The 24,134-nt window shown below is 36.0% G+C and carries 29 protein-coding genes and 1 pseudogene; 17 read left to right on the forward strand and 13 right to left on the reverse strand.

The annotated features are described in order from the left end of the window. Positions 1–161: 161 nt before the first annotated feature. Together OU989_RS06090 and OU989_RS06095 are read left to right on the forward strand one after the other, a co-directional pair. On the forward strand, positions 162–902 hold the full coding sequence (locus tag OU989_RS06090) for a class I SAM-dependent methyltransferase (RefSeq protein WP_274796228.1): 741 nt from the start codon (positions 162–164) through the stop codon (positions 900–902). 13 nt (positions 903–915) lie between these two features. After that, positions 916–1,431 carry a DUF6886 family protein gene (locus tag OU989_RS06095; RefSeq protein ID WP_274796229.1) on the forward strand — a complete coding sequence of 172 codons (516 nt, stop codon included), beginning with the start codon at positions 916–918 and terminating at the stop codon, positions 1,429–1,431. 48 nt (positions 1,432–1,479) lie between these two features. On the opposite strand, the gene OU989_RS06100 is transcribed toward OU989_RS06095, so the two are convergent. Together OU989_RS06100 and OU989_RS06105 are read right to left on the reverse strand one after the other, a co-directional pair. Continuing rightward, positions 1,480–1,965, reverse strand: coding sequence for an NUDIX hydrolase (locus tag OU989_RS06100; RefSeq protein WP_274796230.1), 486 nt, complete (start codon positions 1,963–1,965; stop codon positions 1,480–1,482). Positions 1,966–1,984: 19 nt separating this feature from the next. After that, complete coding sequence (locus tag OU989_RS06105; protein ID WP_274796231.1) at positions 1,985–2,530, reverse strand: GrpB family protein; 546 nt, start codon at positions 2,528–2,530, stop codon at positions 1,985–1,987. Positions 2,531–2,647: 117 nt separating this feature from the next. Between OU989_RS06105 and OU989_RS06110 the strand changes: the two genes are divergently transcribed. Beyond that, entirely contained in the window at positions 2,648–3,100 is a 453-nt protein-coding gene (locus OU989_RS06110; protein ID WP_274796232.1) for a 2-thiouracil desulfurase family protein, read from the forward strand. 78 nt (positions 3,101–3,178) lie between these two features. Beyond that, the gene (locus tag OU989_RS06115; RefSeq protein WP_274796233.1) at positions 3,179–3,937 is read left to right on the forward strand and encodes a DUF4184 family protein; all 759 of its coding nucleotides are present in this window, start codon (positions 3,179–3,181) and stop codon (positions 3,935–3,937) included. Between the two features lie 16 nt (positions 3,938–3,953). Here the strand turns inward: OU989_RS06115 and OU989_RS06120 are convergent, their stop codons facing one another. The 4 genes from OU989_RS06120 to OU989_RS06135 form a co-directional block, all read right to left on the reverse strand. Further along, a complete protein-coding gene (locus OU989_RS06120; RefSeq protein ID WP_274796234.1) occupies positions 3,954–4,661 on the reverse strand; it encodes an ABC transporter permease in 708 nt (235 codons plus the stop codon). Next, complete coding sequence (locus OU989_RS06125; RefSeq protein WP_274796235.1) at positions 4,654–5,526, reverse strand: ABC transporter ATP-binding protein; 873 nt, start codon at positions 5,524–5,526, stop codon at positions 4,654–4,656. The genes OU989_RS06120 and OU989_RS06125 overlap by 8 nt, the downstream gene beginning before the upstream one ends. A gap of 144 nt (positions 5,527–5,670) precedes the next feature. Continuing rightward, the gene (locus OU989_RS06130) at positions 5,671–6,687 is read right to left on the reverse strand and encodes an ABC transporter permease (protein WP_274796236.1); all 1,017 of its coding nucleotides are present in this window, start codon (positions 6,685–6,687) and stop codon (positions 5,671–5,673) included. Beyond that, positions 6,684–7,412 carry an ABC transporter ATP-binding protein gene (locus OU989_RS06135; RefSeq protein WP_274796237.1) on the reverse strand — a complete coding sequence of 243 codons (729 nt, stop codon included), beginning with the start codon at positions 7,410–7,412 and terminating at the stop codon, positions 6,684–6,686. The genes OU989_RS06130 and OU989_RS06135 overlap by 4 nt, the downstream gene beginning before the upstream one ends. A 117-nt stretch (positions 7,413–7,529) precedes the next feature. On the opposite strand from OU989_RS06135, the gene OU989_RS06140 reads away from it, so the two are divergent. Beyond that, positions 7,530–8,132 (forward strand): TetR/AcrR family transcriptional regulator, encoded by a 603-nt coding sequence (locus tag OU989_RS06140; RefSeq protein ID WP_274796239.1) that lies wholly within the window; start codon positions 7,530–7,532, stop codon positions 8,130–8,132. 147 nt (positions 8,133–8,279) lie between these two features. Here the strand turns inward: OU989_RS06140 and OU989_RS06145 are convergent, their stop codons facing one another. Continuing rightward, positions 8,280–9,179, reverse strand: a complete 900-nt coding sequence (locus OU989_RS06145) for a hypothetical protein (RefSeq protein WP_274796240.1) — start codon at positions 9,177–9,179, stop codon at positions 8,280–8,282. Between the two features lie 232 nt (positions 9,180–9,411). On the opposite strand from OU989_RS06145, the gene OU989_RS06150 reads away from it, so the two are divergent. The 4 genes from OU989_RS06150 to OU989_RS06165 are packed head-to-tail and all read left to right on the forward strand — an operon-like array spanning position 9,412 to position 12,824. Continuing rightward, positions 9,412–9,984 carry a class I SAM-dependent methyltransferase gene (locus OU989_RS06150; protein WP_274796241.1) on the forward strand — a complete coding sequence of 191 codons (573 nt, stop codon included), beginning with the start codon at positions 9,412–9,414 and terminating at the stop codon, positions 9,982–9,984. After that, positions 9,984–10,571, forward strand: coding sequence for a DedA family protein (locus OU989_RS06155; protein WP_274796242.1), 588 nt, complete (start codon positions 9,984–9,986; stop codon positions 10,569–10,571). Before OU989_RS06150 ends, OU989_RS06155 begins: the two co-directional genes overlap by 1 nt. Positions 10,572–10,624: 53 nt before the next feature. Then, positions 10,625–11,326, forward strand: coding sequence for a response regulator transcription factor (locus tag OU989_RS06160; RefSeq protein ID WP_274796243.1), 702 nt, complete (start codon positions 10,625–10,627; stop codon positions 11,324–11,326). Then, positions 11,310–12,824, forward strand: coding sequence for a sensor histidine kinase (locus OU989_RS06165; protein WP_274796244.1), 1,515 nt, complete (start codon positions 11,310–11,312; stop codon positions 12,822–12,824). Before OU989_RS06160 ends, OU989_RS06165 begins: the two co-directional genes overlap by 17 nt. Before the next feature lie 6 nt (positions 12,825–12,830). Here the strand turns inward: OU989_RS06165 and OU989_RS06170 are convergent, their stop codons facing one another. Continuing rightward, positions 12,831–13,136, reverse strand: a complete 306-nt coding sequence (locus OU989_RS06170) for a hypothetical protein (RefSeq protein WP_274796245.1) — start codon at positions 13,134–13,136, stop codon at positions 12,831–12,833. A gap of 136 nt (positions 13,137–13,272) precedes the next feature. Then, on the reverse strand, positions 13,273–14,151 hold the full coding sequence (locus OU989_RS06175) for a LysR family transcriptional regulator (RefSeq protein WP_274796246.1): 879 nt from the start codon (positions 14,149–14,151) through the stop codon (positions 13,273–13,275). Between the two features lie 102 nt (positions 14,152–14,253). On the opposite strand from OU989_RS06175, the gene OU989_RS06180 reads away from it, so the two are divergent. Continuing rightward, positions 14,254–15,444 (forward strand): YbfB/YjiJ family MFS transporter, encoded by a 1,191-nt coding sequence (locus tag OU989_RS06180; RefSeq protein ID WP_274796247.1) that lies wholly within the window; start codon positions 14,254–14,256, stop codon positions 15,442–15,444. A 49-nt stretch (positions 15,445–15,493) separates the two neighbouring features. Here OU989_RS06180 and OU989_RS06185 read toward each other — a convergent pair whose 3' ends face one another. Together OU989_RS06185 and OU989_RS06190 are read right to left on the reverse strand one after the other, a co-directional pair. Next, positions 15,494–16,354 carry a YitT family protein gene (locus tag OU989_RS06185; RefSeq protein ID WP_274796248.1) on the reverse strand — a complete coding sequence of 287 codons (861 nt, stop codon included), beginning with the start codon at positions 16,352–16,354 and terminating at the stop codon, positions 15,494–15,496. A 33-nt stretch (positions 16,355–16,387) separates the two neighbouring features. After that, the gene (locus OU989_RS06190) at positions 16,388–16,927 is read right to left on the reverse strand and encodes a transcriptional regulator (RefSeq protein WP_274796249.1); all 540 of its coding nucleotides are present in this window, start codon (positions 16,925–16,927) and stop codon (positions 16,388–16,390) included. A 188-nt stretch (positions 16,928–17,115) separates the two neighbouring features. Here OU989_RS06190 and OU989_RS06195 point away from each other — a divergent pair, with 188 nt between their 5' ends. The 4 genes from OU989_RS06195 to OU989_RS06210 are packed head-to-tail and all read left to right on the forward strand — an operon-like array spanning position 17,116 to position 19,457. Continuing rightward, positions 17,116–17,367 carry a PLD nuclease N-terminal domain-containing protein gene (locus OU989_RS06195; RefSeq protein ID WP_274796250.1) on the forward strand — a complete coding sequence of 84 codons (252 nt, stop codon included), beginning with the start codon at positions 17,116–17,118 and terminating at the stop codon, positions 17,365–17,367. Continuing rightward, a complete protein-coding gene (locus OU989_RS06200) occupies positions 17,351–18,253 on the forward strand; it encodes an ABC transporter ATP-binding protein (protein WP_274796251.1) in 903 nt (300 codons plus the stop codon). Before OU989_RS06195 ends, OU989_RS06200 begins: the two co-directional genes overlap by 17 nt. 6 nt (positions 18,254–18,259) lie before the next feature. After that, positions 18,260–19,039, forward strand: a complete 780-nt coding sequence (locus tag OU989_RS06205; RefSeq protein WP_274796252.1) for an ABC transporter permease — start codon at positions 18,260–18,262, stop codon at positions 19,037–19,039. Between the two features lie 19 nt (positions 19,040–19,058). Further along, a complete protein-coding gene (locus OU989_RS06210) occupies positions 19,059–19,457 on the forward strand; it encodes a GntR family transcriptional regulator (protein WP_274796253.1) in 399 nt (132 codons plus the stop codon). A gap of 23 nt (positions 19,458–19,480) precedes the next feature. Here OU989_RS06210 and OU989_RS06215 read toward each other — a convergent pair whose 3' ends face one another. Beyond that, positions 19,481–20,878: a hypothetical protein gene (locus tag OU989_RS06215; RefSeq protein ID WP_274796254.1), complete on the reverse strand. Its 1,398-nt coding sequence runs from the start codon at positions 20,876–20,878 to the stop codon at positions 19,481–19,483. 442 nt (positions 20,879–21,320) lie between these two features. Here OU989_RS06215 and OU989_RS06220 point away from each other — a divergent pair. The 3 genes and pseudogenes from OU989_RS06220 to OU989_RS06230 form a co-directional block, all read left to right on the forward strand. After that, positions 21,321–21,569 (forward strand): annotated as a pseudogene (locus OU989_RS06220) (aldo/keto reductase); the annotation flags it as partial. 366 nt (positions 21,570–21,935) lie between these two features. Beyond that, positions 21,936–23,105 carry an SAM-dependent methyltransferase gene (locus OU989_RS06225; protein ID WP_274796255.1) on the forward strand — a complete coding sequence of 390 codons (1,170 nt, stop codon included), beginning with the start codon at positions 21,936–21,938 and terminating at the stop codon, positions 23,103–23,105. A 36-nt stretch (positions 23,106–23,141) separates the two neighbouring features. Beyond that, positions 23,142–23,435 carry a putative quinol monooxygenase gene (locus OU989_RS06230; protein ID WP_274796256.1) on the forward strand — a complete coding sequence of 98 codons (294 nt, stop codon included), beginning with the start codon at positions 23,142–23,144 and terminating at the stop codon, positions 23,433–23,435. Positions 23,436–23,550: 115 nt separating this feature from the next. Here OU989_RS06230 and OU989_RS06235 read toward each other — a convergent pair whose 3' ends face one another. Continuing rightward, the gene (locus OU989_RS06235) at positions 23,551–23,934 is read right to left on the reverse strand and encodes a winged helix-turn-helix transcriptional regulator (protein ID WP_274796257.1); all 384 of its coding nucleotides are present in this window, start codon (positions 23,932–23,934) and stop codon (positions 23,551–23,553) included. Positions 23,935–24,134 lie beyond the last annotated feature (200 nt).

Raw genomic sequence — 24,134 nt, forward strand, 5'->3', positions numbered from 1 at the left:
GGATTTCTGGCTTTTCTCATTTACTTAAAGAAGCCGTGCCTCTATCTACATGATATTAAAAGATATAATAAAAGTCTATATATTTTTTTCTTTATATGGAAAAATAGACAAGTGCACAAAAGACGTAACGTTACGATTCTACTTTGAAATGAGGTCTTTATATGAATACAGAACAAGCCGTTCAACGCTGGAATCAATATGCAGAAAGGTATACAGCTAACTACGATGAGCAGGGTGACATTCATCGTGTAGTACTGTTAAACCCCACTATCTTTGCATTGTTGGAAGAGATCAATGGAAAGCATGTATTAGATGCAGGGTGTGGAGAAGGCTATTTAAGCAGATTACTGGTGAAGAATGGTGCAAGAGTAACAGCGGTTGATTTTTCACAAAAAATGCTGGACATTGCTAAGGAAAGAACGCCACAGAAGGATGCTATTCAATTTTTACAAGGGAACTGTGAAAAATTAGCGTTTCTAGCAGATGAACAATTTGATTGTATTGTTTCGAATATGGTTCTCCAAGATTTAGAGGATTATCAGGCTGCTCTATGTGAGATGTATCGATTATTAAAACCTACTAGCACTTTTATTTTTTCGATTTTACACCCATGCTTTGTGACACCAAATAGTGGATGGATGAGACATGTGGAGCTAGATCAGCAATATTGGAAAGTCCAACGTTATTTTTATGAAGGGGTGTACCAACAGCTAGATGCTGAGCCACCAATCATTCTGTACCATCGAACATTAACAAGCTATGTGCAAGCAATTAGGCAAGCTGGATTTATGATTGAAACTATTGTAGAGCCAAAGCCATCAGAGGAGATGCTAGAGAAGTATCCTCAATTTAAGGAAGATTTGCATTGTGCAGATTTTATTGTTTTTAAATTAAGAAAATAAAGGAGAAGTAACCATGCGTTTATTCCATATCAGTGAAGACCCTACTATTACGATTTTTCATCCTCGACTACCTGAGCGACCAGATTTAGATGCCACCAAAGGGCTTGTATGGGCGATCAACGAGAGATGCTTGCCGAATTATTTAACGCCAAGAGATTGTCCACGTGTTTGTTTTCATGCAGGAGAACAGACAACAGAGCAGGACAGACAGCACTATCTAGCTCAAGCCTCTCATGTAGTAGTCATAGAAAACAAGTGGTTGGAAGTATTGAAGAATACAAGTCTTTACCTATATGAGTTTGATAGTAATGGATTCACATTACAGGATGATATTGCTGGCTATTATACAAGTGAATTAACACAAATGCCCATCAATGTCACAGAGATCGATGATATAGAGAAAGCATTATTGGAGTATAATGTTGAATTGCGAATCGTAGATAGCTTGTGGGACATCCATGATGAAATCCAGCATACAAGCTTAAATTGGTCGATGTGCAGAATGCGCTTTGCACAGCCTAGACATTAAAAATAAGCCTCGTCATGCACCTAATGCATGGCCGAGGCTTGTTTTTTATTAGACAGTAGATGTTTGTTCAATTGGTGCTGAAGAGATATTGACCAATTTTTTGTCTTGATAGGTAAAAATATATTCATAATTAGTTGTTTCCTTTAGCATTGTGGGTAAATAATATTTTAAATCCGCAATGCCCACATTTTCAGGGTGGAAAATCCAAGTAAGTTCCTTCCAATCTAGAATACCCTCAGCAACCTTTAGAGGGGTTACATATGTAAAAGATTCAGGTAGTTCCGCTATAAACGCATACATACAACCATAGTTAATATCGCCATCTGTCCATGTAATTTTTCCTTTATACGTAATATCCTCGACAGTAATACATGTCTCTTCTTTAATTTCACGGATTGCACAAGCTAATGGTGTTTCATTCTGTTCAATTTTACCACCAACACCATTCCATGCACCCATCCACTGCGGCTTATCTCTATTCAGCAAAAGGATATGATCACCCTTCTTTACAAAACAAATAGTAAATTCAATCAAATTTATTCCTCCTTGTTAATTAGCTATCCGAGCGAGAGGGCGACCAGCCTGTAAGCTGACTCCATTGATTAGCTTGTTTTAAAATTTCCCAAATGATCGCTTCTTTAGAGTTTGTATATAGTTGTCGGTTATTTATGTATTTTTCTGCAAATTCATATTTTACCTGCTCGTAGCGACGACAGTAATTTGGATGACAGCGCAAAAAATCTCGAAATAATAAGGCCAGCTGTTCTGCCCAACTACCAGCCTGTCGAACATGAATATGTACTCGTCTATGACCAGGAGCCTCTCGAAAATAGCGTTTAGACTTGTCTGGATTGTTTGCTCGATAAATAAAATCAAGACATTCTAGTGGTCCTTTAAACGCTTCCAATGGCGTAAATGATGCTACGGATAGTTGTATGTCAATCACTGGTTTCGCTGCTAAGCCTGTTATAGAAGTTGAGCCAATATGATCAATTCTCAGTGCGTTGTCTCCTAGGGCCTCACGTAATCGAGAACCTATGCTATGAAATTCTTTAGCCCATTCATCTGTATATGGCAAAATTAAAATAGGATCGGACATTTTTTCCTCCTTTGGATAGCTATTTAAATAGTGTATCAAAAAAAGAGCAGATCACGTAAAACATTCTAATGTGAGCATGTTATAGTTGTATAAAGATAGTTGAAGGAGTGAGGAGCTATGATTTTAATTAGTGCCTGCTTAGCTGGAATAAATGTTCGTTATAATGGTACGAACAGTCTAGATGAAAAAATACAAAAGCTTGTGTTAGAAAATAAAGCTGTCACCGTTTGTCCTGAGTTAATGGGAGGTTTTACAACGCCACGCGAGCCTGCTGAAATTGTTGGAGGAAATGGTCATGATGTTCTTGATGGGAAAGCAAGGGTCGTTGAAAGATCTGGACGTGATGTTACAGAATTATACCTTAAAGGAGCGAATGCGACCTTACAAAAAGCACGCGAAATAGGTGCAACAAAGGTTGTCTTAAAGGAGTATAGCCCATCTTGTGGTAGTGCCATGATTTACAATGGGGAATTCAATGGCACTAAATTAGTTGGTGTGGGAGTAACGACTGCATTACTACAAAGGCATGGAATTGAGGTAGTGTCGGAAGAGCAATTTCTAACAAATTGAACCCAACATGACTGCGATTTTAGATGAGGGGGTAACCTTTGTCATTGGAAACGTCTGAACAGATGGGAGGTGGGTGATATGCCATTAACCTTTGCACATCCAGCCGTAATTTTACCTTTTTCAAGACAAAGTAAATACATACATTTTTCAGCATTAGTATTAGGAAGTATGGAGCCTTATTTTGAATATTTTTTAAGAGGCAGACCAATAGGCGAGATTGGACATAGCTTAACAGGTTTTTTTACTTTTAATCTACCTCTTGTAATCTTGCTCTATCTAATTTATCGAGCATGTATTCAGCAACATCTAATTAATCATTTACCGGTATGTTTGCAGGATACAGCTAACCAACAAACAACCAAAAGTAAACTATTCAATATCGTGGTATTTAGCTATTCAGCTTTATTCGGAATGTTAACTCACGTGGTTTGGGATTCTTTTACTCCTAAAAATGGATTTATGGTCACGCAAGTATCTATTTTAGCTGAAATAATGCCACTGTTTGGTTTACAGATTCCTCTTTATAAATACTTGCAACATGGTAGTACTTTAGTTGGCATCACACTAATGATTTGCTATGTCTCTTATAGGGCAGCTAATCAACCAAAGAAATTCTTACCAAGTATTCAGCCTAAACAAAAACTCATCTTTTGGCTTCAAGTACTTGGATTGGCATTTTTCTATGTATGTATTTGGTGCTTAATAAATGAGGTTTCACTAAGAAGCTATGGTGTTTGGTTGGTTCGCTTTATCGATTCTAGTTTCTTGAGCCTGTTAACGATTTGTTTGCTACATACACCTCGTCACAATAACATCAAGGTAAAAGGACTTCCATAAACGGGAGTCCTTTTGGTTATTTCCTTTTTAGCTTAGATAAAAGGAAGAATAGAGTGATAACGAAACCAGCATAGACTAGTATCCAGGCAAATTGCCAATAAAACTTACTAGGTATGGATGTTATTTGATCGCCAATAGCCAACATTTCTAAAGAAAGATGGACAGGGGGAAGAACCCAAATAAGACCATTTAGTTGGTCAAGTGAATCCTTTAATGTTGCTAATACTATGGCAAACAATAATACACTAATAACTCCCCACCAAGTATTTTGTTTATTTTTAACAAGGTCTCTTGTAAACAGAGCAGATAGGGCCATACCTAAAGTAGCCAAAGTAAAATGGGCGAAAAATCCAAGAAATAGGTGAATAAAGCTTGGCTTTTCAGCAAAAGCATGGATGACTACTGGGTAAATGATAGATACAAAACTTAAGCTGAAAGCAATTACTATATTAATTATAAATAGGCTGACATTATATGGTGTTGAACCATTCGCATGCAGTATCGTAATCATTTTTTGCCCTTCATCCTCTGAATGAAACAATGTCACGGTAAACCAACCCATCAGGAAAAAGAGGATAATAGAGGTAAAGGAAAAGCTATCTAATATAGGGTTTGGAACAAATGTATAGTTGATTACAAGACATAAAATGAAAATAGAAAAAGGTGGCACATACTGATAGGTTCTCGCGTAATTGCTTAACTGATAACGCATTAAACTAATCATTTGCTATAAATTTCTCCTTATCATTGATTGGCATAAGTTGTTTGATAGAAGCTTTTTTTAGAAGTAGCTGTTGTAAAAGATCGTCGGTATGCTGTGCTTGATAGCGAATATTAACTTCGTAAAAACCAGTAGCCAATTGTGTCTGGTGGTTAATTTCTATTAAATGAGATAGGTCCTCTAAGTATGTAGGATTAGAAATATCAAAAATTAATTGATTATAGGTTACATCCTTCAAGGGTAAATCTGTCCGCATCACTTTTTTGTTGTGAATCATGAGAATCGTATCCACGACATGATCCAAAAGCTTTGTTTCGTGACAGCTTAAGATAATCGTCATTCCTTGTTGTTTGAGGCTATGAAGAGTTTGTTCCAACTCATTTTGTGATGTAAGGTCTAATCCTGATAAAGGCTCATCTAATATCAACAAATCTGTTTCATCCAGCATCGCCTGCATAATCATTATTTTTTGTTTCATCCCTTTAGAAAAGTTGATAATACGAGTATTTTGAACATCTACTAAGCTAAAAAGTTCTAGTAAATAATTTATTCTCGGTAATAGTTCTTGTTTAGCCATTCCACGGATTCGCCCCATCTGATAAAGATATTCTTGAGGCGTAAATAAAATATGAGAAGGGGAAACTTCTGGGACATAGCCAATTTTTAAGTTTTGTTTGGAAGGAATAATTGAACCATGGTCAGGCGTAATAAGACCAGCAATCATTTTTAATAGCGTGCTTTTGCCAGAGCCATTTTTCCCAACGATAGCAATGATTTGGTTATGATCGATTGGAAATGAGACATTATCTAAAATTTTTATGCCCCTGTATTGCTTGGTGATATTTTGTGCGTTAAACAAACTATTCATAAATCTAACACCTACTTATTTGGGTTTTGAAAGGAAACTACCCTAATTGTAAGACACTAGATGTTTGTTTGGCAAAAGAAACCATTTTAAATAAAGTAACAGTAAGGATCTTCTCTAAAGGGGAATGAATCCTTACTGTATTTTTTACAACGAGCGATATTTTTTTAAACTGATAATATTTAATGTAATAAAAACGAGGGCGAAACAGGCAAGAACGCTGATATTCACTACGATATCAGGGAAGGTATAACCTTTATACATAACATCATTCAATGCGTCCGCTGCATAGTAAAGAGGCATGATACGTCCAATGTTTTGAAGCCATTCTGCCATACTATCGAGCGGAAATATACCTGAAAAGAATACTTGCGGAACAATAACAAGCGGGATGAATTGCATCATTTGGAACTCTGAAGCAGCAAAGCTTGATAGCAAGGCACCTAAGGATAACGATACAAGGGCAACCATCATATTAATGAGAAAGACAAGCCAGATTGAACCTACATGAACGATATCTAGTACATAAATACCAAATAGCACGATAATAATCGTTTGCAAGAAGGCAAATAATCCATAGCCAATCATATAGCCTGCTACAATTTCAGAGCGTTTAATAGGTGTCGCAAGTAGTCGCTCCAATGTCCCTGAAGTACGTTCCTTTAGTAAAGCGATTCCTGTAATTAAAAAGACAAAGAAGAACACAAAGAAACCAATTAACATGGGACTAAAAATATCAAAAATTGCCGTATCCTCATTACCATAAACATAGTCCGTTTCTAAACTGTCTATAGCAGCGTGTGAAGGTTGTAACATTTGCGCAAGCTGCATCGTTAACGCTTTTGCTTGGGAAGGGTCATCATTTAATAACGTTAACTTACTATCATTTTGCTTGATTGTAAGCCAGCCATCATACTCTTTATCTTGTAGCTGCTTTTTCGAAAAATCATCATCCTCAATAATTGTAAAATCGGCATCTTTTAATTTATCGATTAGTGGTGCGGGTCCATTCGTGACAACAAGTGTGACAGAAGTTTCGTTACTATTAAATATAAAATACATTAAGGATAAGACGAGAAGCGGGGCAAAAAATAATAAAGCGAGTGTCCGTTTATCTCGTTTCATTTGCTGAATAATTCTTGTGACAATTGCACCTATTCTCATTGTACGTCACCTCCAGCTTTTAAAAATACTTCATCAAAATCTTTTGCCTGGTAATATTCTTTTAACGCTTGTGGTGTGCCTTGCGCAATAATATGACCACTTCTTAACATAGCTAATTGATCACACTTTTCTGCTTCATCCATCGCATGTGTCGTCACTAAAATCGTCTTTTGTTCCTCTTCTTTTAACCGAATAAGTTCCTGCCAAATTTCTTTTTTTAAAACAGGATCAATACCAACGGTTGGTTCATCTAAGATTAATAGTTTAGGATTTTGGATGAGAGCAATAGCAAGAGATAATCGACGTTTCATTCCTCCCGAATAATTGATCACTTTAAGATGTAGGTCATCAGTTAAACGAACAAGGCTTGCGGCATAGGCTACACGCTCCACTCTTTCTGCCTTTGACAAGGAGTAAAGCTTTGCAAAAAAATGAAGATTTTCTTCACCTGTTAAATCTGTATAAAGTGCATCTGATTGTGCCATATAGCCAATATCATTCAATAATTGCTTATGGGGAACATCTAAATCTAACACTCGAATGTGACCATTATCAGGCTTTAGCATGCCCATAATCATTTTGATTAGCGTCGTTTTACCACAGCCTGACGGACCAAGTAAGCCCATTAACTGTCCTTTAGGAATAGCTAAAGAAAGGGGGGCAATAACTTGCTTGTGGTGAAATTTTTTTTCAAGGGATTTAATAGAGATTGCTTGGTTGCCCATACGGACCTCACTCCTTCACTGAACACAATGTTGATTTGATAAAAATTTTACGGTAGCATGTGAGCAAATACAATCAACAGTTTGCCAGCATGTGTTAAGTAAATGGAGGGAATTTGTGTGTCGGTACATGAAAAAATGAATTTTGAAACGAAGCAAGCCATTAAAAAGGCACTGATTCTGCAAGTAGAGGAAGTGGGCTTTGAACGTGTGACCGTAAAAAAATTAGCATTAGCAGCTCAAATTAATCGTGGAACGTTTTATCTACACTATGCGGATAAATATGCCGTAATGGAGGATTTGCAACAAGAGCTCTTAGTGGAATTAGAACGCTATGTGAAGCATGTTCAACCAGTCGATGCTTTTCAAACATTAAAAATGGGCCAACTGTATCAACCATTTATTAATGTGATAGCCTGCATAAAGGAACATGCCCCAGCCTTTCGTATGCTATTAGGAGAGCAAGGAAGTCCGGGCTTTACACAAAAAATGAAAACAATCTTTGGCAATCATATATTAGATAGATTATCCGTTATACGCGAGGAAGTGCAAGATCCAGAATTTCAGCAATACCTACAAGCCTTTATCGCATCTGCCATTTTGGGGGTAATTCAGGAGTGGTTAGACAAGGGTAATGAGAACTTAACCGTAGATGAAATGGTTTCTCTCCATTTCCGATTATTGCGTTTCTTAGGGAATGTTGTAGCCAATACGAAAGGGTGAAAATCTGATATAGATTCAGGGAACCTGATTGACTATATGAATACATTATATTTTCACAGCATCGAGCAGGTAATATCATGATCTAATAAAAAGAACATGATTGGGACTATTTTAAATAGTCTCACTCATGTTCTACTAGTATTTGCTTTATTTTTCATAGTATTCGTTCAACGCAACTTCTAAACGCTCTTCTAAATGCTTGGAAATATAGCTTAGGACAAACTGCTCTTTTTCCATCTCGATTTGGGCGGATTTGAACATCTTGGTGAAAAAGCTAATTTTATTGTTCGTTGAAAATTCCTGTAATGCTTCTGTACGTAGTGTAGAGACAATTTCATTTTCAATATGACGCTCTCTAATTTTTTGCACAATATCCTTTACACTGTTTTCTTGTAGCTCGGTAATTTGCTTTTGGAGATGCTCGTTTTCCTGCTTTAGTTCTAACGTTTCTTTTTGAATTTCTTCCACTTGAAGGACTGAATCAGTCGATAAGCGTTGAATGTTTTCGACAAGAAAGTCCTGATTAATGTTAACTTGTAACGTCCCTTGCTCTTCATTCGGCAAAATTTGAAAGAGCCCTGTTTGGATCATTTGTTGTAGGACGTTTCCAAGAACATCAATTTTATGGGTTAGATCCTCTGAATCCATGGTCGTTGCCGTAATTTGATGTTTAAGTAACTGACCGTTATCATCAAGACCTAGCAATAATTTTATCCCTCTCACACGATACTCATCCTTCAGTAACAAAATCATTCTTAGCCTTACGATAGCAGGCAAGTTTAAACGGATATTCCCATGTACGTTCGGTGAAGCATTGTCAAATACATATTGCTCAAACGGTTTTAAATAGTAGCGAAGCATAGCGTCTGTGATATTAAACCAGCCCGCGACTTCTGCTATTGTATAGTGTTTGGATTCATCGATGTCTGCTAGATAGGCATCATTATAGAGGTTCTCCTCTAAAGGCGTATGTTGTAGTGCAACAAACAATGGGTCATCTTGCACAATTCCGAGTACCAATTCTTTTGCATCATTTACTTTAAGCATCCTTTCACACCCCACTTTATTTTTCCCCTGACTAATTGTTCTCTATATAGGTTTCTATTCGATTGGAAGCAATTGTATGCCTATTTTATGTAGGAAATAATCATTAGAACGAATTACCTTTTAAGCTTTTATGACTCTTAAGAAAATTTTAAGAATTCTCCTCGCAATTCGTTAAGAAATGCTCTTTATAGTTAGAACCATCTACATGAATGCAAAGTGAGGAGAAATTTTCATGCAATTTATTACCTTTCTTACTGAATTTATAAAACATCCTAAAACAATTGGAGCAATTTCCCCGAGCTCTAAAAAATTAGCTTATAAAATGATACAACCTATTTGTTTTGAAACTGCACAATGTATTGTCGAGCTAGGACCAGGAATGGGCTCTTTTACAAAGGAGCTTGTGAAAAGAAAAAAGCCAGCTACATGGCTTGTACTCATTGAACATAATCCGAATTTTTGCGAGAAATTACGTCAACAGTTCGCTCATGAGGCCTATGTTATTGTAATCAATGGCTCTGCAGAAAATATGAAGCAATATATAGACGAGTTGCATATTGAAAAAATAGACTATGTTATCTCTGGGCTACCATTTACATCTTTAAAGTCAGAAGTATCATGTTGCATTTTAAATAATGTGAAGGATTGTTTGGATGATGGGAAATTCATCACGTTCCAATATTCACTTGTGAAAAAAGCATTCTTCCAACGCTATTTCGCGGAGATCTCACATGAAAAAGTGTGGATCAATATGCCCCCAGCATATGTCTTTAGCTGTCAACTTGGAAATACGAGGGTAAGCTAATGGAGTTGCAGGATCTCTTACTATTTATTGATCAATATGGCTATTTTGCATTGTTTTTCAGTTTATGGCTAGGCATTATCGGGATGCCACTCCCGGATGAGATGATTGTAATGAGTGGTGGTTTTTTATCGTCATTAGATACAATGAGTGTATGGAAATCCTTTCTAATTACTTATTTAGGTGTTGTTTCAGGCCTTTCACTAGGGTATGTTCTAGGTAGACAATTTGGTCAACGAGTGCTCGATAAACTTATGAAAAAGAAAAAAGCAAAGTATTTATTGCAATCCAAAGATTTGCTTGATAAATATGGGCGTTTTGCTTTAGTCTTTAGTTATTTTATCCCGATTGTTAGACATATTCTTCCGTACTTGGTCGGGATGAATCATATGTCCTTTAAAACTTATGCCATATTCTCGTATACAACAGGCTTTGTTTGGACATTAATTTATTTCATACTTGGGCACTTATTTGGTAGCCAGATTGAGTATATTTCTTTGCTTGCTACTAAATATGGTATCTATTTAGGTATCGTCATCGTCATAATCAGCTTGCTTTATTATTTTTATATTCGAAAATTAAAAAAATAGTTAAAATAGGGAACATTCCTATTAGTAAAATATTTGAGGTATGGTGGGGTTAGATGAGTAATGAAACAATTTTAATTGTTGATGATGAAAAAGAGATAAGAAATCTTATCGCTATTTATTTGAAAAATGAGGGCTATCATGTGCTAGAGGCATGTGATGGGGAAGAAGGCTTGCAGCTACTGAAGAAGCATCAGGTACATTTAATAGTACTCGATTTAATGATGCCTAAAGTGGATGGTATAGAAATGTGTATGAAGGTAAGAGAAGTAGCGGAAATGCCGATTATCATGCTTACTGCAAAGTCACAGGATATGGATAAAATTGTTGGTTTAACAATAGGGGCTGATGATTATGTGACAAAGCCCTTTAATCCATTAGAGTTGATTGCACGCATTAAATCACAGCTTCGGCGCTATCTTAAAATGAATGGCTTAAATAATAGCAATGGTGAGGAAATGGAAATCGGTGATTTGCGTCTCAATACAGCGACTCATGAAGTCTTTGTTAACAATGAAAAAGTAAAATTAACACCAAGAGAGTTTGCTATTTTGGAACTACTTGTAAGTAATCCGGGCATCGTGATGAGCGCAGAGCAAATCTATGAAAAGGTTTGGAAAGAGGAAGCTTTCCAATCAGAAAATACAGTGATGGTACATATACGAAAAATTCGTGAACGTATTGAAACAAATCCAAGAAATCCACAATATATCAAAACTGTCTGGGGAGTAGGATATAAAGTTGAAAAAGATCTTTAGGCTATTCTTAAAGCTACTGGGGCCCCTCCAGCGTATTTACAGAAAAATAAAGAATAATATAGAGCGCAGCATTAGAATTCAATTATTTACAACCTTTATTTTATGTGCACTTGGAAGCTTTTTAGTATCACGGGCAGTCCTCCCTTTATTTGAGAATATTAATGACACTGTCATCGTTGATTATAGCTACAGTATGAAGATGATGTATTATCAGGCACAAGATACAGCAAAATTAGCGACCCAAGAAAATAATGTGAATGTGTTGAGGCAATTGATTGAACAAGAAGATGAAAATTTCGAAAGTGACCAGAATGCTTTAAAAATTGTAGTAACAGATGAGGTAGGGAAGGTTTTATATAAAACAAAGCAGGTAAAAGAGTCACAAATTGATTTACATGAAGAAATTAGAAAGGTCATGGATTTTACAATTAATCAGCCGTTTGATCAAGCGTATCCTGATACGATTGAAACTTCTCGTAGAGAATTTTCAACATTAGTACCTTTGACCTTGCAAGATAAAAACTATTATTTTTTCGTAAGTGGCCTTCCACAAGGTGAAGCCATTACAAGTACGAGTGAAGGACCTATACCTTTTTTCATTGGTATTATTTTATTTATTGTATCGTTCTTCTATATAACCAAGCGCAAAATGAATCAAATAGAAGCGTTAGCAGAGGGGGTATTGGAAATAGCAAAGGGGAATTTAGCCTTTCGCATTGAGAAAAAAGGGCAGGATGAAATTGCTTTATTAACAGATAATATTAACCAAATGGCAGAAGAAATCATGACAAGTATCGAAATGGAAAGGAAAATTGAGCAACAGAAAAATGAGCTCATTACAAATGTTTCACATGATCTGAGAACACCGCTTACCTCCATAATGGGTTACCTACGGCTATTAAGAGAGGAAAAATATGAGACAAAAGAGCAATACGACGAATATTTGAAAATAGCCTTTTCTAAATCCGAGCAATTAAAAAATTTAATTGATGATTTATTTGAATATACAAAGCTAACAAATGATAAAAATGCTTTAGTGCGACAACAAGTCTGTTTAAATGAGCTACTCGATCAATTAATGGAGGAATTAGTGCCACTTGCAGAGGAGAAACACCGCATTTTTAAGAAGCATTTTTCAGAAGAGCGAGTTTTTGCGGCGCTTGATTCAGAAAAAATTGTTCGTGTGTTTGATAATTTATTAATCAATGCGATTAACTATAGTACGGGTGACGGAAAAATAATCGTTTCTCTTGAAGGGCAAGGCAATCATGTGCGTATTGGTGTAGCAAATCAAAGTGACGCCTTTACACCAGAAGAGCTTGATAGTTTATTTGAGAGGTTTTATAAAAAGGACCAGTCGAGAACGAATGTAACAGAAGGCTCTGGGCTTGGTCTAGCGATTGCCAAAAGCATTGTGGAGCTTCACGGAGGAACCATTCACGCTACATATAAAAATGAGACATTGTACTTTATAATCACATTGCCATTAACGACTTAATCCAAATCACAGTGGGTAAATGGTGATGGTATGATGGATTTGCTTAACGTGTGAAAGCATTTCCTGCATGGTTGCTAAGTGAGCTATGTCCTTTATTAAAAGTTGAATTTCTGTCTGCTTGTACTGTCGTTGAAAGTCAAAAATATAGTCTCTAATAATGGCTAAATTATGAGGATGTTTCATTTCTACCTCTACAAAAAATGGCAATGTTACATCGGGAAGTTTTGTACTGCCCCCGCGACGAATCCAGACCGATTCTTGCACATAATAACGGATAGGTAATTGGCGGTTACTAGCGATAAAAATATCCATAAAAAGCTCCTTTCTATATCTAATTAAAGCCTAAAGGAATTACGTTCAGCCGTCAAAGGAAAACATGAAAAGAGCTGTTCAGTGGGGGAAATCTACTGAACAGCTCTTTTAGTAATGAAAATAATAGATAGAACACTCAAACTGATGGATAGTCATACGCGTCTATTGATTCTAAAAAATATTGAAGTATTGGTGATTGTACATCATCCTTACGATAAATAAACCAGGTAGGAATATGTGCTTGCTTATTCGTTAATTCGTGCAGAGTTAGTGTTTGTGTTGCCATATATTTTTCCGCAATAGCACGAGGAAGTAAAGTAATACCTAATCCAGCAGCAACGCAGCCAATTATACCATCAAGTGTACCAAATTCCATTCTATTTTGAGGACGTACTCCGTCTTCGTGTAACCAATGCTCCAAAATGGCTCGATAGGAACAGCCATTTCGGAACGTAATCACAGTGCTACCCTCTAAGTCTCTCAAATTTTTAATGGGCTTATGCTTAGAAGATGTGATAAAAACAAGCTCTTCACAGATAAACTCCTTCACCAATATATTTTCTTTATATACAGGCCCGGTCACGAATGCACCATCTATTTCATAGTTTTCTAACCGTTCAATATTATGCTGAGATGGACTAGTCAATATAGTGATATCAACCTGTTCATGGGCTTGATGGAATGGTGTTAACAGTGCTGGTAAGTGAAGTGCTGCTGTAGTTTCCATTGAACCAATGCGCAAAATTCCTCTTTGTTCCTCTGTATTTTGTAAAATCTCAAACGATGTATCATAGAGATGAAGCATCTTTAATACCAGTTCGTAAAATTGTTCCCCTTTAGGTGTTAGTTGAATGCCTCGATGCCCCCGATAAAAAAATGTTGTATGATACATAGCCTCAAGATTTTGGATTTTCATAGAGATATTTGATTGCGTGTAATTAAGTGCTGTAGCAGCTTTTGAAAAACTCCCTGTTTGGACGACTGTTCGAAAGATCTTTAAATCATTAATATTCATTGGCCCTCCAGCTATCAATTTTTTTGATACTAATTATAACGAATTGAACATATTTGTGATAGCTAATTATTCGATATAGTGGAGAAGAGAAGGAGTGATACGATGCACAAACAAACAGTTCAATATTTAATAGGTGGTATTTTTTCTTTGATCATTGCCATGGGCATTGGTCGTTTTTCCTATACGGTCATTTTACCTTATATGCAAGAAACAGTTGAATTTAGCCGTTCGACTGCTGGTTATTTAGCAACAAGCAACTATTTAGGCTATCTAATAGGGGCAATAGTGGCAGGTCGTTTAACCTTAGAGAATAAACGTATTCCGTTTTTGCAAATAGGGCTAATTATTAGCATTCTTACAACTGCATTTATGGGCTTTACAGATAATGTTGTTTTATGGTATATACTTCGGTTTATCTCTGGAGTAGTGAGCGCTTTTATTTTTGTAGTGATTGCTAGTCTTGTACTCGATCAGTTGGCTAGTAGTAGTAAAATGCATTTATCAGGATTTTTCTATAGTGGGGTTGGTGTAGGGATTGCATTAAGTGCCATTATTGTGTCACCCATACAGGCAATCTACCATTGGAATGGCACATGGATTGCGTTAGCTTTGTTTTGTATTCTATTGTTTGGCATTATCGTACTATTCATCAAACCTATTAGGCCAAGTGAACAACAACGGATACATGAACCCACTACATCGAAGAGAACTCCACCAAAGAAATGGATGAAGTGGTTAATGATGTCCTATAGTTTAGAAGGGCTAGGTTATATTGTCACAGGTACTTTTATTGTATCGATTGCGCGAGAATCAACAAGCTTTAATGGGGATGCTGCCTTTGTCTGGTTTGTTGTGGGAATAGCTGCCATTCCATCGTGCTTCGTATGGTCAAAGCTAGCGCAGCAGTATGGTTATGTAAAAACATTATTTGTATCCATGATCGTTCAAGCAGTTGGGATTATTTTACCTGCATTTGCCACGAATACGATTACACTCTATGCTAGTGCCTTTATTTTTGGCGCTACTTTTATGGGCATCACAACAGTTAGTACAACGCTAGCAAGACATATAACTCCTATTAATAGCCATAAAATTTTAGGTTATTTAACGGCTGGCTACGCATTTGGACAAATGATTGGGCCATCCATTGCAGGAAAGCTTGCCAATATAACCAATAGCTATCACTATGCATTGATTAGTGCTGCAGTAGTCGTAGCTATTGGAGCTTTCTGTTTAATCGGTGGCCTAAAATATGAAACACATGAAACTGTAACCTCTCCAGTAAGTAAATAAACAAAAAAAGTAAGTAAGTAAGACTATAGAAGCCTTACTTACTTTTATATTAATGGATATCTCGCTTCTTGAAGTTACCGCCGCGAACCTCCGAAACATCGGAAATAACAACAAATGCACCGTCATCAATATCTTTAATAATCGAAACTAATTTATTTTCTTCCATACGGTTAATGACACAATTTAAAATTTCAGTTGGTTCATTGGAGAAACCACCTCGTCCATGTGTATAGGTAACACCACGACCTAGGCGTGCTTGGATGGCATCACCAATTTCCTCAGATTTTGCACTGACCACACGTACTTCTTTTGATTTTTCTAAACCAACTTGGATTATATCAATAACATTTTTTGCAATATAGTATGTTAATGCTGAGTATAATGCGCTTTCTAAGCCGAAAATAAAGCTTGCCCCTAAGAAAATAAAGGCATTGATAAATAATATAATATCACCGACTGAAAATGGAATCTTACGTGATAATAGTACGGCTAACACCTCGGAACCATCTAAAGCTCCACCGTTTCGTAAGACAATACCAATCCCAACACCAAGTAGCATACCACCAGATAAGACAATCAGTAAGGGATCATTTGGTCCTAAAATGGTTTTGACATCATGTAAAAGAACCGTAGAAATGGATAATGCTGCGATACCAGCACAACTCATTAAGGCAAATGTTTTTCCTACTTGCTTGTAGCCGATATAAATGAACGGAATATTTAGTACAAAGAGCAGTACGCCTAACGGAATGCCAAAGAGGTGAGCGCCCATAATACTTAAACCCGTAACACCACCATCAATAACATCATTAGGAATTAAAACAGCTTCTAATCCGTACGCCGCAATAACTGCGCCAATAATAATCATGATTAATTTTCTTATGTTTTGAAGTAACTTTCCTTTTTTCATAAATCTTCTCCATTTCTTTACGTAAAATACTACCTAAGGTTTTGGAATAATATTTAAAGCAATCGTTTTTGTTTCAGAACCTTTAGTTGAGTCGGCCATATTATAGTATTTAGTTAATAATTCGTTTAATTCATTATCAAAGTTCTTGAATTGCTCCGTTGTTAATGTCAAATCAATGAAAGAAAAAGTTGCTAAATCTGCAGTACTTTCTTTTTCATCAAGGGATTGTAAATAATTTTGATATTGAGAAAGTAAAGCTAATTGATAGTAAGAAATATAATTTAACTTTTGCTTGGTTGAAAGTTGTGTCCAATCCTCCTTACTAAGTTTTGCTGCTCCTTCATTTAATGCATAAAACTTCTCTGTAACAGAACGTACTTTACGCTCTTTCACAATTTTTATGATGTTTTCATCCACTAAAATTTGGATATGCCGATATAAAGTAGCCTGGGGTACATCCTTAATAACAGAAATCATCTCCAAAGTGCTTAAGCCTTCTTCTTTATTGTGCATAAGAGCTTGTAAAATTTTCATTCTCACAGGGTGCATTAATACCTCTGCTTTATTACGCATAAATCGATCCTCCTATCAGATAAAATGAGATAGTATCAAGGGAAGCAATCAAATGTTATCAATATGAGAACATTATCAAAAAATATACTATAGATTTTTTTTTGAGATGTACAGTAAAAAGGTAATGTAATTTTTTAAGATTTCTGTTATCATTATCGATAATGATAATGAAAGGGGGCTATATTAAGATGAAATTACATTACGGTTTTGAAGACTTAGGTCAAATTGATTGGGCAAGTATACTACCAATCATTTTACCTTTTTTATTCGTAGGATTTTTACTTATCGTTGTTGCACTAGTCGATTTATATCGGCACCGAGAGACGAGAGAAAATATATTGATGTGGGCAATTATTATTTTATTCTTTAATACAATTGGTTCTGTTCTATATTTCGTGATTGGCAGAAAGGATGTAAATAAACATGCGCTTAGAAATTAATAATATTACAAAAAAGTTTAAATATAAGACGGCTGTGAATAATTTTTCAATGGTTATCGATACGAATGAATGTGTAGGACTTATTGGACCAAACGGGGCAGGGAAAACCACATTAATTCAAATCATTGCTGACATTCTTAATGCAGATGAAGGAGACATTGTACTTGATGGACAAAAAATTTCAAAGATGAAAAACAAAATCGGTTATTTACCACAGTATCCTAATTTTTTCTCCTGGATGACAGCATTTGAAACTTTATCCTTTATGGGGACACTTTCTGGTATTTCGAAAAATCAACTACAAAAGGACATTCCATTTCTTTTAGAAAAAGTGGGCTTAGGGAAAGAAGCACATGCTCATGTCGGAACATTTTCAGGAGGAATGAAACAGCGTCTTGGCATCGCACAAGCTTTATTACACAAGCCAGCTTTCATCATTATGGATGAACCAGTATCAGCGCTAGATCCCATAGGTAGACGTGAAGTATTGAATTTATTAAACGACATAAAAAAAGATACGACCATATTATTTTCCACCCATATATTAAGTGATGCAGAGGAAATTTGCGAACGCTTTGTCGTGATTAAAAATGGTTACAAAATAGAAGATGCGTCGAAATTAGAGTTACTTAATCGCTATCAAGACTCAGCTATCTTTTTAATGATTCAAAAGAAAGATGTTAAGTGGCTCACAACGATTGAACATTTACCGTATGTAAAGAGAATCGAAAGTAGTGGTGATGGTTTTAAAGTATACGTTAATCAATTGGAAGCGGATGCCCATCGATTGCTACAGTACGGCTTGGATTCAAACGTGTTATTTACAAAGTTTGATCTTGGCATTCAAGAAAGCTTAGAAGAAATATTTTTAGAATTGGTGGTGTAACGTGGAGTGAATACGTTTTTAGCATTAAGTAAAAAAGAAATCAATCAAATGACAAAGGAATATAAAGTAGTTTGGTTACCAATTGTATTTATTCTACTAGGCTTAACTCAACCGATCATGATGTATTTCTTGCCTGCTATTTTACAATCAATGGGTGGGATTGAAGGGATTATGATTGATCCTACATTGGCAAAGCCAGAGGGACAAGAAGTGCTGGCCTCCACCCTTAATTCCCAATTTGATCAACTAGGTATTATCATACTTGCCATTGCGACGATGGGCATTATTCAAGGAGAAAAAGCCAATGGGATGATGGCATTCATTTTCACAAGGCCTGTCTCTATCTCATCCTACTTAAATAGTAAGATCCTTAGTCATTATGTTTTAGCTGTTCTATGTATTGCTCTAGGCTATGCAATGTCCTTTGGCTATACATCTTATTTATTTACCTCTGTACCGATAACTCATGCATTGATAGCTTTAGTATTTTATTGTATTTGGCTGTTATTTGTCATAACACTTGTTACCATGATGAGCACATTTTTTAATAGTTCACCATTTATTGCTTTAATAAGTATAGCTGTCTTATTTATTTGTCGTTTATGTGCTGGTTTACATCCATTCTTAGATGTACTTAATCCTGCTAGTAATAGCTTGTATGCTACAACGATATTAGTGACAGGTGACGTGGAAACATGGTATTACGTTACTATTGTTGTCACACTGTTGCTTGTACTATTAATGATGATTATCATGCATCATTTTATTGCCAAAAAGAAATTTTAATGGAAGGATTCCTCGACAAATGAATGTAAAAGTAAATCGAAGGAGCAAAATTCCTTATTATCAGCAACTTACCCAGCAACTGCATTTATTAATCGCGACAGGAAATTTAAAAAAGGGTGATCATTTGCCTTCTATTCGCAAGTTAGCGACACAAATAAACCTCAATCTTCATACGGTTCGTAAAAGCTACAAAGAGCTTCAAAAAAAGGGCATTATCACCATTAACTCTCATACTAGAGCACTTGTTACTGTAGATTCTAATAAAGCAAAGACTATTTCACTTCAACAACTATCGATGAGTGTGGAACAAATAATGATAGAAGCCTATATTTTAGGCATTAACGAATGCCAACTAAAAGAAATGTTTCATAAGAACTTACAAAAATATTATGTGGAGAGTGAAAGAGATGGTTTCTAATAAAGTGACCATCTCTTTTCATTCTAAATTAAAAACACAGCTACAATCGTTGTCACAATCAGCCCAATAACGACAGGAATTAAGTTACGTCTTGCCAATTCAAATGGGCTCACATTACAAATTGCAGCAGCGGGAATTAACGCCCATGGAATCAAAGTACCGCCGCCTACCCAAATCGCTGTGATTTGCCCTAAAGCGGTTAAAGTGGCTGTTCCCCCTCCAATGGCATTGCCAAAGAGACTGCCAACTGATCCTGCTAGGGAAATTCCAGAGAAGCCCGAACCATCTAATCCAGTAATGGCACCGACGACCGCCAACGTGATAACCGCAATTTCCTTTGTTAAAGGGACGACCGCTGCAAGACCAACACCAAGATCATTCACAATACCATGCGAGGTAGCAGGTAGGTGGTCACCGAGAATTTGTGTGAAGCCAGCATCTCCAAGATAGAAGAATGCGGCGATTGGGATAACAGGCCCGAAAACTTTAAAGCCGAATTGGAATCCTTGAATCAAATAGCTTGTCGTCTTCTCGAGCCCTTCTCCTTTATGAGTAACAACACTAAGCAAAAGTAAAATAAAAACAGAGGTTCCACCGATTAAAGCAGTTGCATCGCCGCCCGTTAAATTGAATACTGACATAGCGATGACGTCTAAGATAAAGGCAATGGGAATAAGCACGGCGAAGAAACGTTTTTGACCAATTGACAGTAAATTTTCCGCAGTTTCTTGTTCGCCATCCTCCTCTTCGTTGTTGCCAGTATTTAAAAGCAGCGTTCCTCGCTTCATATCTCGCCGTAAAAAAATATAAGCAACAATTGTGGTTACAACGCCCATTGTAATGACGAGTGGAATACTAGCCGAAACTACATCTCCAACAGGGATACCCGCAGCATCAGCCGTTAATTTTGGAGCCCCTTGTATGACAAAATCACTCGATAACGCAATCCCGTGCCCAAATAAGTTCATCGCCATAGCAACGCCAAGTGCCGGAAGTCCCGCTCGAATGGCAACAGGCAAGAGCACAGCTCCTAATAATGCAACTGCAGGAGATGGCCAGAAAAACCAGGAGATTAACATCATTAACAGACCAATCGTCCAATAGGCAAGTGCAGGTGTTTTAATGATCTTTGTGAAAGGTGCAACCATGACCTCATTAATACCTGAAGACATCATCACTCGACTCATAGCAACGATAATCGAAATAATAAGAATTGTTGATAACAGCTCTGTAATGGCATAGATAAAGCTGTTAAAAACGCCACTGATAGACGAAGTTAAATCGCCAGTCGCAACGATTGCGAGCACAAAGATTCCAAGTATACAAATGAGGGTGGTATCGCGACGTTTAACCATAAATCCGATGATGAGCACAATAAAAACAACGTAAATCCAATGGAGAGCTGTGAATTCAATCCCCATAACGTTTCCCCCTCAATATTCGACCTGATTCTATAGAATATGAAGAGAAAAAAAGATGGTGATGATTTTGAAAAATTTCGCTTTTGATGAACAGCAATGTGAATTGATAAGCGCAATAACTAATGAAAAGAGATGAAGCATAAGTAATTAGGAGGGGCATAATAGAGGTAGTAGAAATGGGGTTATTCCTATATTTATCAATGCTGATTTATTACCCCATTTAAGTAGATATTGTGAGAAAATTTCTTTAGATAAGGCACATTTAAACAAGATAAATGAACATCAAGAAGGTATCTATCAGATATATTTTCCATTCTTTTAGGTACTTTTTTGTTTCTATAGCACTTTTAAGTACGTACTTTTTATTGTGTTAGATATATTTCATAATGACATTTGTAAGACGAGAATGAATGATGAGGTATTTTATCGTGTGAACTTTTTCTTATTAAAGAAAGTAGAAAAAATCAAAAGTATTGCAGATCGTCATCAAATCAGCATTAAGTCAGCTGCTTTACAATTTTCATTGGCGAACCCAGCAGTTGCTACTGTCATTCCTGGCGCAAGTAAACGAGAGCGAATTGCAGAAGTCAAAGCTGCATTAAATACGGTGATTCCGGCAGCATTCTGGAAAGAAATGCGTGAACAAAAACTAATAGCTCCTCATGCACCACTTCCAATCGATTTTAAGTAAAGAGAGTATGAAATGGCTTAGAAGGATTTACAAAGGTATTTTAGAATAATCTGGTTACTGACAACTGATTTCAGATATATGGCATTTTAAAGATACCTCAGCAGCCAAGTGCTAAAAAAGCCTTGGCTGTTTATCTTAGTATTTCCTGTTTTTATAAGAAGACTGATTTGAAATAACACTGATAGGTAAGACTTAGCTTGTATACCTTTGTAGAGAGCCACACTATAAGGGCTATCTAGGTGTATGTCTTGTGTTCAAATTACTGATTTAAGAAATGATGGAATCCATGCTTTATAAGAGTAACCTTTTCATTTTACTCATCATGGTCATCTAGATATTTTTAACTTTTCAATAGGAGATGTTTAAATGGTTGAAGAATTTTTTTATAAAAATATACTAAAAAATCTCTTTTCAGACCCTGTTCAAATTACACTTTGGAATGGAGAGACCTTACATTATGGTGAGGGAAAACCTCGTTTCCATGTAACATTCCATAAGCCTCTATCAAAAAAAGAGGTTGCTAAGGACCCTTCTATTGCATTTGGTGAAGCATATATGAATGGAGATCTTGAAATACAAGGAGATCTTGAAAAAGCAATTCAATCTATTTACAAAAAGCAGGATAGTTTTTTAGGTAATAGTAAATTGCAATATTTCAAAAGTAAATGGAATTTCTCCAAACAAAAAAATAAAGAAGATATTGCTCACCATTATGATATCGGGAACGACTTCTATAAATTGTGGCTCGATGACACAATGACATATTCTTGTGCATATTTCAAAAGCGATAAAGATACTCTAACAGCAGCTCAACATAATAAAGTAAATCATATTTTAAGGAAGTTAAATCTTCAGAAAGGTGATACTTTATTGGACATTGGTTGTGGATGGGGTGAACTGATCACAGCTGCAGCAAAGCAATATGGTGTTAAAGCCATGGGCGTAACATTAAGTGAGGAGCAATATGCACAGACTTCTGAGCGAATTAAGCAAGAGGGACTTACTGAGTTGGTTGAAGTATCTTTACTTGATTATCGTGATATTCAAGGTCGTAAATTCGATAAAATTGTTAGTGTAGGCATGATTGAACATGTAGGAAAAGATCACATTACAGAATACTTTGAAACTGTGAATACACTATTAAATAACGGCGGGTTATCTCTGCTTCATTGTATTTCATCGCTAACGAATGGTGCTACAAATGGATGGATTGAAAAATATATTTTCCCTGGCGGATATGTTCCTGCTGTCAACGAATTAATTACCAATATGACAAATCAACAATTTTATATAGTTGATGTGGAAAGCTTACGTAGACATTACGGTAAAACCTTACAACACTGGGCTCGAAATTTTGAACATGCGCTAGGTGAAATTCGTCAGACTAAAGATGAGCGATTCATTCGTATGTGGCGCTTATATTTAAATGCCTGTGCAGCTTCATTCTTTACAGGTAATATTGATTTACATCAATTTGTATTTACAAAAGGCATTAATGATTCAATTCCTATGACGCGATCTTATATGTATGAATAAGAGGATAATCTATCCTTAACAAGGAGAAAGAAAATAATGACAGAAATTATAATCAATGCGGTTTTAAAAGCTAAATCTGGGAAAGGTGAACTGCTTAGAAAAGAGTTATTAAACTTAGTTGAAGCATCTCGAATGGAAGACGGCTGTCTCCAATATACTCTTCATGAATCTGTTGAAAATAGTGATACATTTATTTTTTATGAAAGATGGAAAGATGAAGAGGCGCTTATATTTCATATGAACGCTGAACATTATAAATATTGTGGTCAGCAAACAGAACCGCTACTGGAAAAACAAGAGATTCATCGTTTACAAATAGTAAATTCTTAAATGAAAGATCCTATGGCACCGTTCACATTCTCAATAGATAATACGACATAACCCTAAATGCGTTAAAAAGGAAAAAGAGACTGTTTTGTGTTTGACAGTCTCTTTTTCCTTCTCATTACGATGTTTGCTGCATGGCTATATCATCATCACGTTGTTTTAACATGACATCTTCGCCATTTTCCTGTAATAATTCAACATGCTTTTCGCCCCAAGTGCAAAGCATGTTTAGAATAGGTTCCATTCCTTGTCCATAAGTCGTTAAGGAATATTCCACTTTGGGCGGTACTTGATTAAAGACCTTTCGGTTGATTAATCCTGCCTGTTCTAATTCTCTTAATTGACTTGTGAGCATTTTTTGGGAAATACCTGGAATTAATCGTCGGAATTCATTTGTTCGAATTTTACCATGGTGGTTCAAATGACAAAGAATAACCGGTTTCCATTTACCGCCAATGACTTCAAGTGTAGCTTCAACACCAATATTATAAATTTTTTGCATTGTAAACCTCCTATAATATACAAAAGTAACTAAAAGTACTGTACATTCTTTTTAAGTATGTATATATTACTACACAATATTAAAAAAATCAAAGGAACTTTATTCTAAAACTCCATATCAATCTAATGTGAGTCATTATGTAAGGCTCAGAACTACTATCTTATATCCTCATCTTCGCAAACCATCTCAAATTAACTATC

It is taken from the genome of Lysinibacillus irui, from assembly GCF_028877475.1.
In the GTDB taxonomy this organism is placed as follows: Bacteria; Bacillota; Bacilli; order Bacillales_A; family Planococcaceae; genus Lysinibacillus; species Lysinibacillus irui.

What these genes read in the sequence shown, in the direction of transcription:
- OU989_RS06090 (WP_274796228.1), top strand. Translation starts at nt 162, where the DNA reads ATGAATACAGAACAAGCCGTTCAACGCTGGAATCAATATGCAGAAAGG.
- OU989_RS06095 (WP_274796229.1), top strand. Translation starts at nt 916, where the DNA reads ATGCGTTTATTCCATATCAGTGAAGACCCTACTATTACGATTTTTCAT.
- OU989_RS06105 (WP_274796231.1), bottom strand. Translation starts at nt 2,530, where the DNA reads ATGTCCGATCCTATTTTAATTTTGCCATATACAGATGAATGGGCTAAA.
- OU989_RS06110 (WP_274796232.1), top strand. Translation starts at nt 2,648, where the DNA reads ATGATTTTAATTAGTGCCTGCTTAGCTGGAATAAATGTTCGTTATAAT.
- OU989_RS06115 (WP_274796233.1), top strand. Translation starts at nt 3,179, where the DNA reads ATGCCATTAACCTTTGCACATCCAGCCGTAATTTTACCTTTTTCAAGA.
- OU989_RS06120 (WP_274796234.1), bottom strand. Translation starts at nt 4,661, where the DNA reads ATGATTAGTTTAATGCGTTATCAGTTAAGCAATTACGCGAGAACCTAT.
- OU989_RS06125 (WP_274796235.1), bottom strand. Translation starts at nt 5,526, where the DNA reads ATGAATAGTTTGTTTAACGCACAAAATATCACCAAGCAATACAGGGGC.
- OU989_RS06130 (WP_274796236.1), bottom strand. Translation starts at nt 6,687, where the DNA reads ATGAGAATAGGTGCAATTGTCACAAGAATTATTCAGCAAATGAAACGA.
- OU989_RS06135 (WP_274796237.1), bottom strand. Translation starts at nt 7,412, where the DNA reads ATGGGCAACCAAGCAATCTCTATTAAATCCCTTGAAAAAAAATTTCAC.
- OU989_RS06145 (WP_274796240.1), bottom strand. Translation starts at nt 9,179, where the DNA reads ATGCTTAAAGTAAATGATGCAAAAGAATTGGTACTCGGAATTGTGCAA.
- OU989_RS06150 (WP_274796241.1), top strand. Translation starts at nt 9,412, where the DNA reads ATGCAATTTATTACCTTTCTTACTGAATTTATAAAACATCCTAAAACA.
- OU989_RS06155 (WP_274796242.1), top strand. Translation starts at nt 9,984, where the DNA reads ATGGAGTTGCAGGATCTCTTACTATTTATTGATCAATATGGCTATTTT.
- OU989_RS06160 (WP_274796243.1), top strand. Translation starts at nt 10,625, where the DNA reads ATGAGTAATGAAACAATTTTAATTGTTGATGATGAAAAAGAGATAAGA.
- OU989_RS06170 (WP_274796245.1), bottom strand. Translation starts at nt 13,136, where the DNA reads ATGGATATTTTTATCGCTAGTAACCGCCAATTACCTATCCGTTATTAT.
- OU989_RS06175 (WP_274796246.1), bottom strand. Translation starts at nt 14,151, where the DNA reads ATGAATATTAATGATTTAAAGATCTTTCGAACAGTCGTCCAAACAGGG.
- OU989_RS06180 (WP_274796247.1), top strand. Translation starts at nt 14,254, where the DNA reads ATGCACAAACAAACAGTTCAATATTTAATAGGTGGTATTTTTTCTTTG.
- OU989_RS06185 (WP_274796248.1), bottom strand. Translation starts at nt 16,354, where the DNA reads ATGAAAAAAGGAAAGTTACTTCAAAACATAAGAAAATTAATCATGATT.
- OU989_RS06190 (WP_274796249.1), bottom strand. Translation starts at nt 16,927, where the DNA reads ATGCGTAATAAAGCAGAGGTATTAATGCACCCTGTGAGAATGAAAATT.
- OU989_RS06195 (WP_274796250.1), top strand. Translation starts at nt 17,116, where the DNA reads ATGAAATTACATTACGGTTTTGAAGACTTAGGTCAAATTGATTGGGCA.
- OU989_RS06200 (WP_274796251.1), top strand. Translation starts at nt 17,351, where the DNA reads ATGCGCTTAGAAATTAATAATATTACAAAAAAGTTTAAATATAAGACG.
- OU989_RS06210 (WP_274796253.1), top strand. Translation starts at nt 19,059, where the DNA reads ATGAATGTAAAAGTAAATCGAAGGAGCAAAATTCCTTATTATCAGCAA.
- OU989_RS06215 (WP_274796254.1), bottom strand. Translation starts at nt 20,878, where the DNA reads ATGGGGATTGAATTCACAGCTCTCCATTGGATTTACGTTGTTTTTATT.
- OU989_RS06225 (WP_274796255.1), top strand. Translation starts at nt 21,936, where the DNA reads ATGGTTGAAGAATTTTTTTATAAAAATATACTAAAAAATCTCTTTTCA.
- OU989_RS06230 (WP_274796256.1), top strand. Translation starts at nt 23,142, where the DNA reads ATGACAGAAATTATAATCAATGCGGTTTTAAAAGCTAAATCTGGGAAA.
- OU989_RS06235 (WP_274796257.1), bottom strand. Translation starts at nt 23,934, where the DNA reads ATGCAAAAAATTTATAATATTGGTGTTGAAGCTACACTTGAAGTCATT.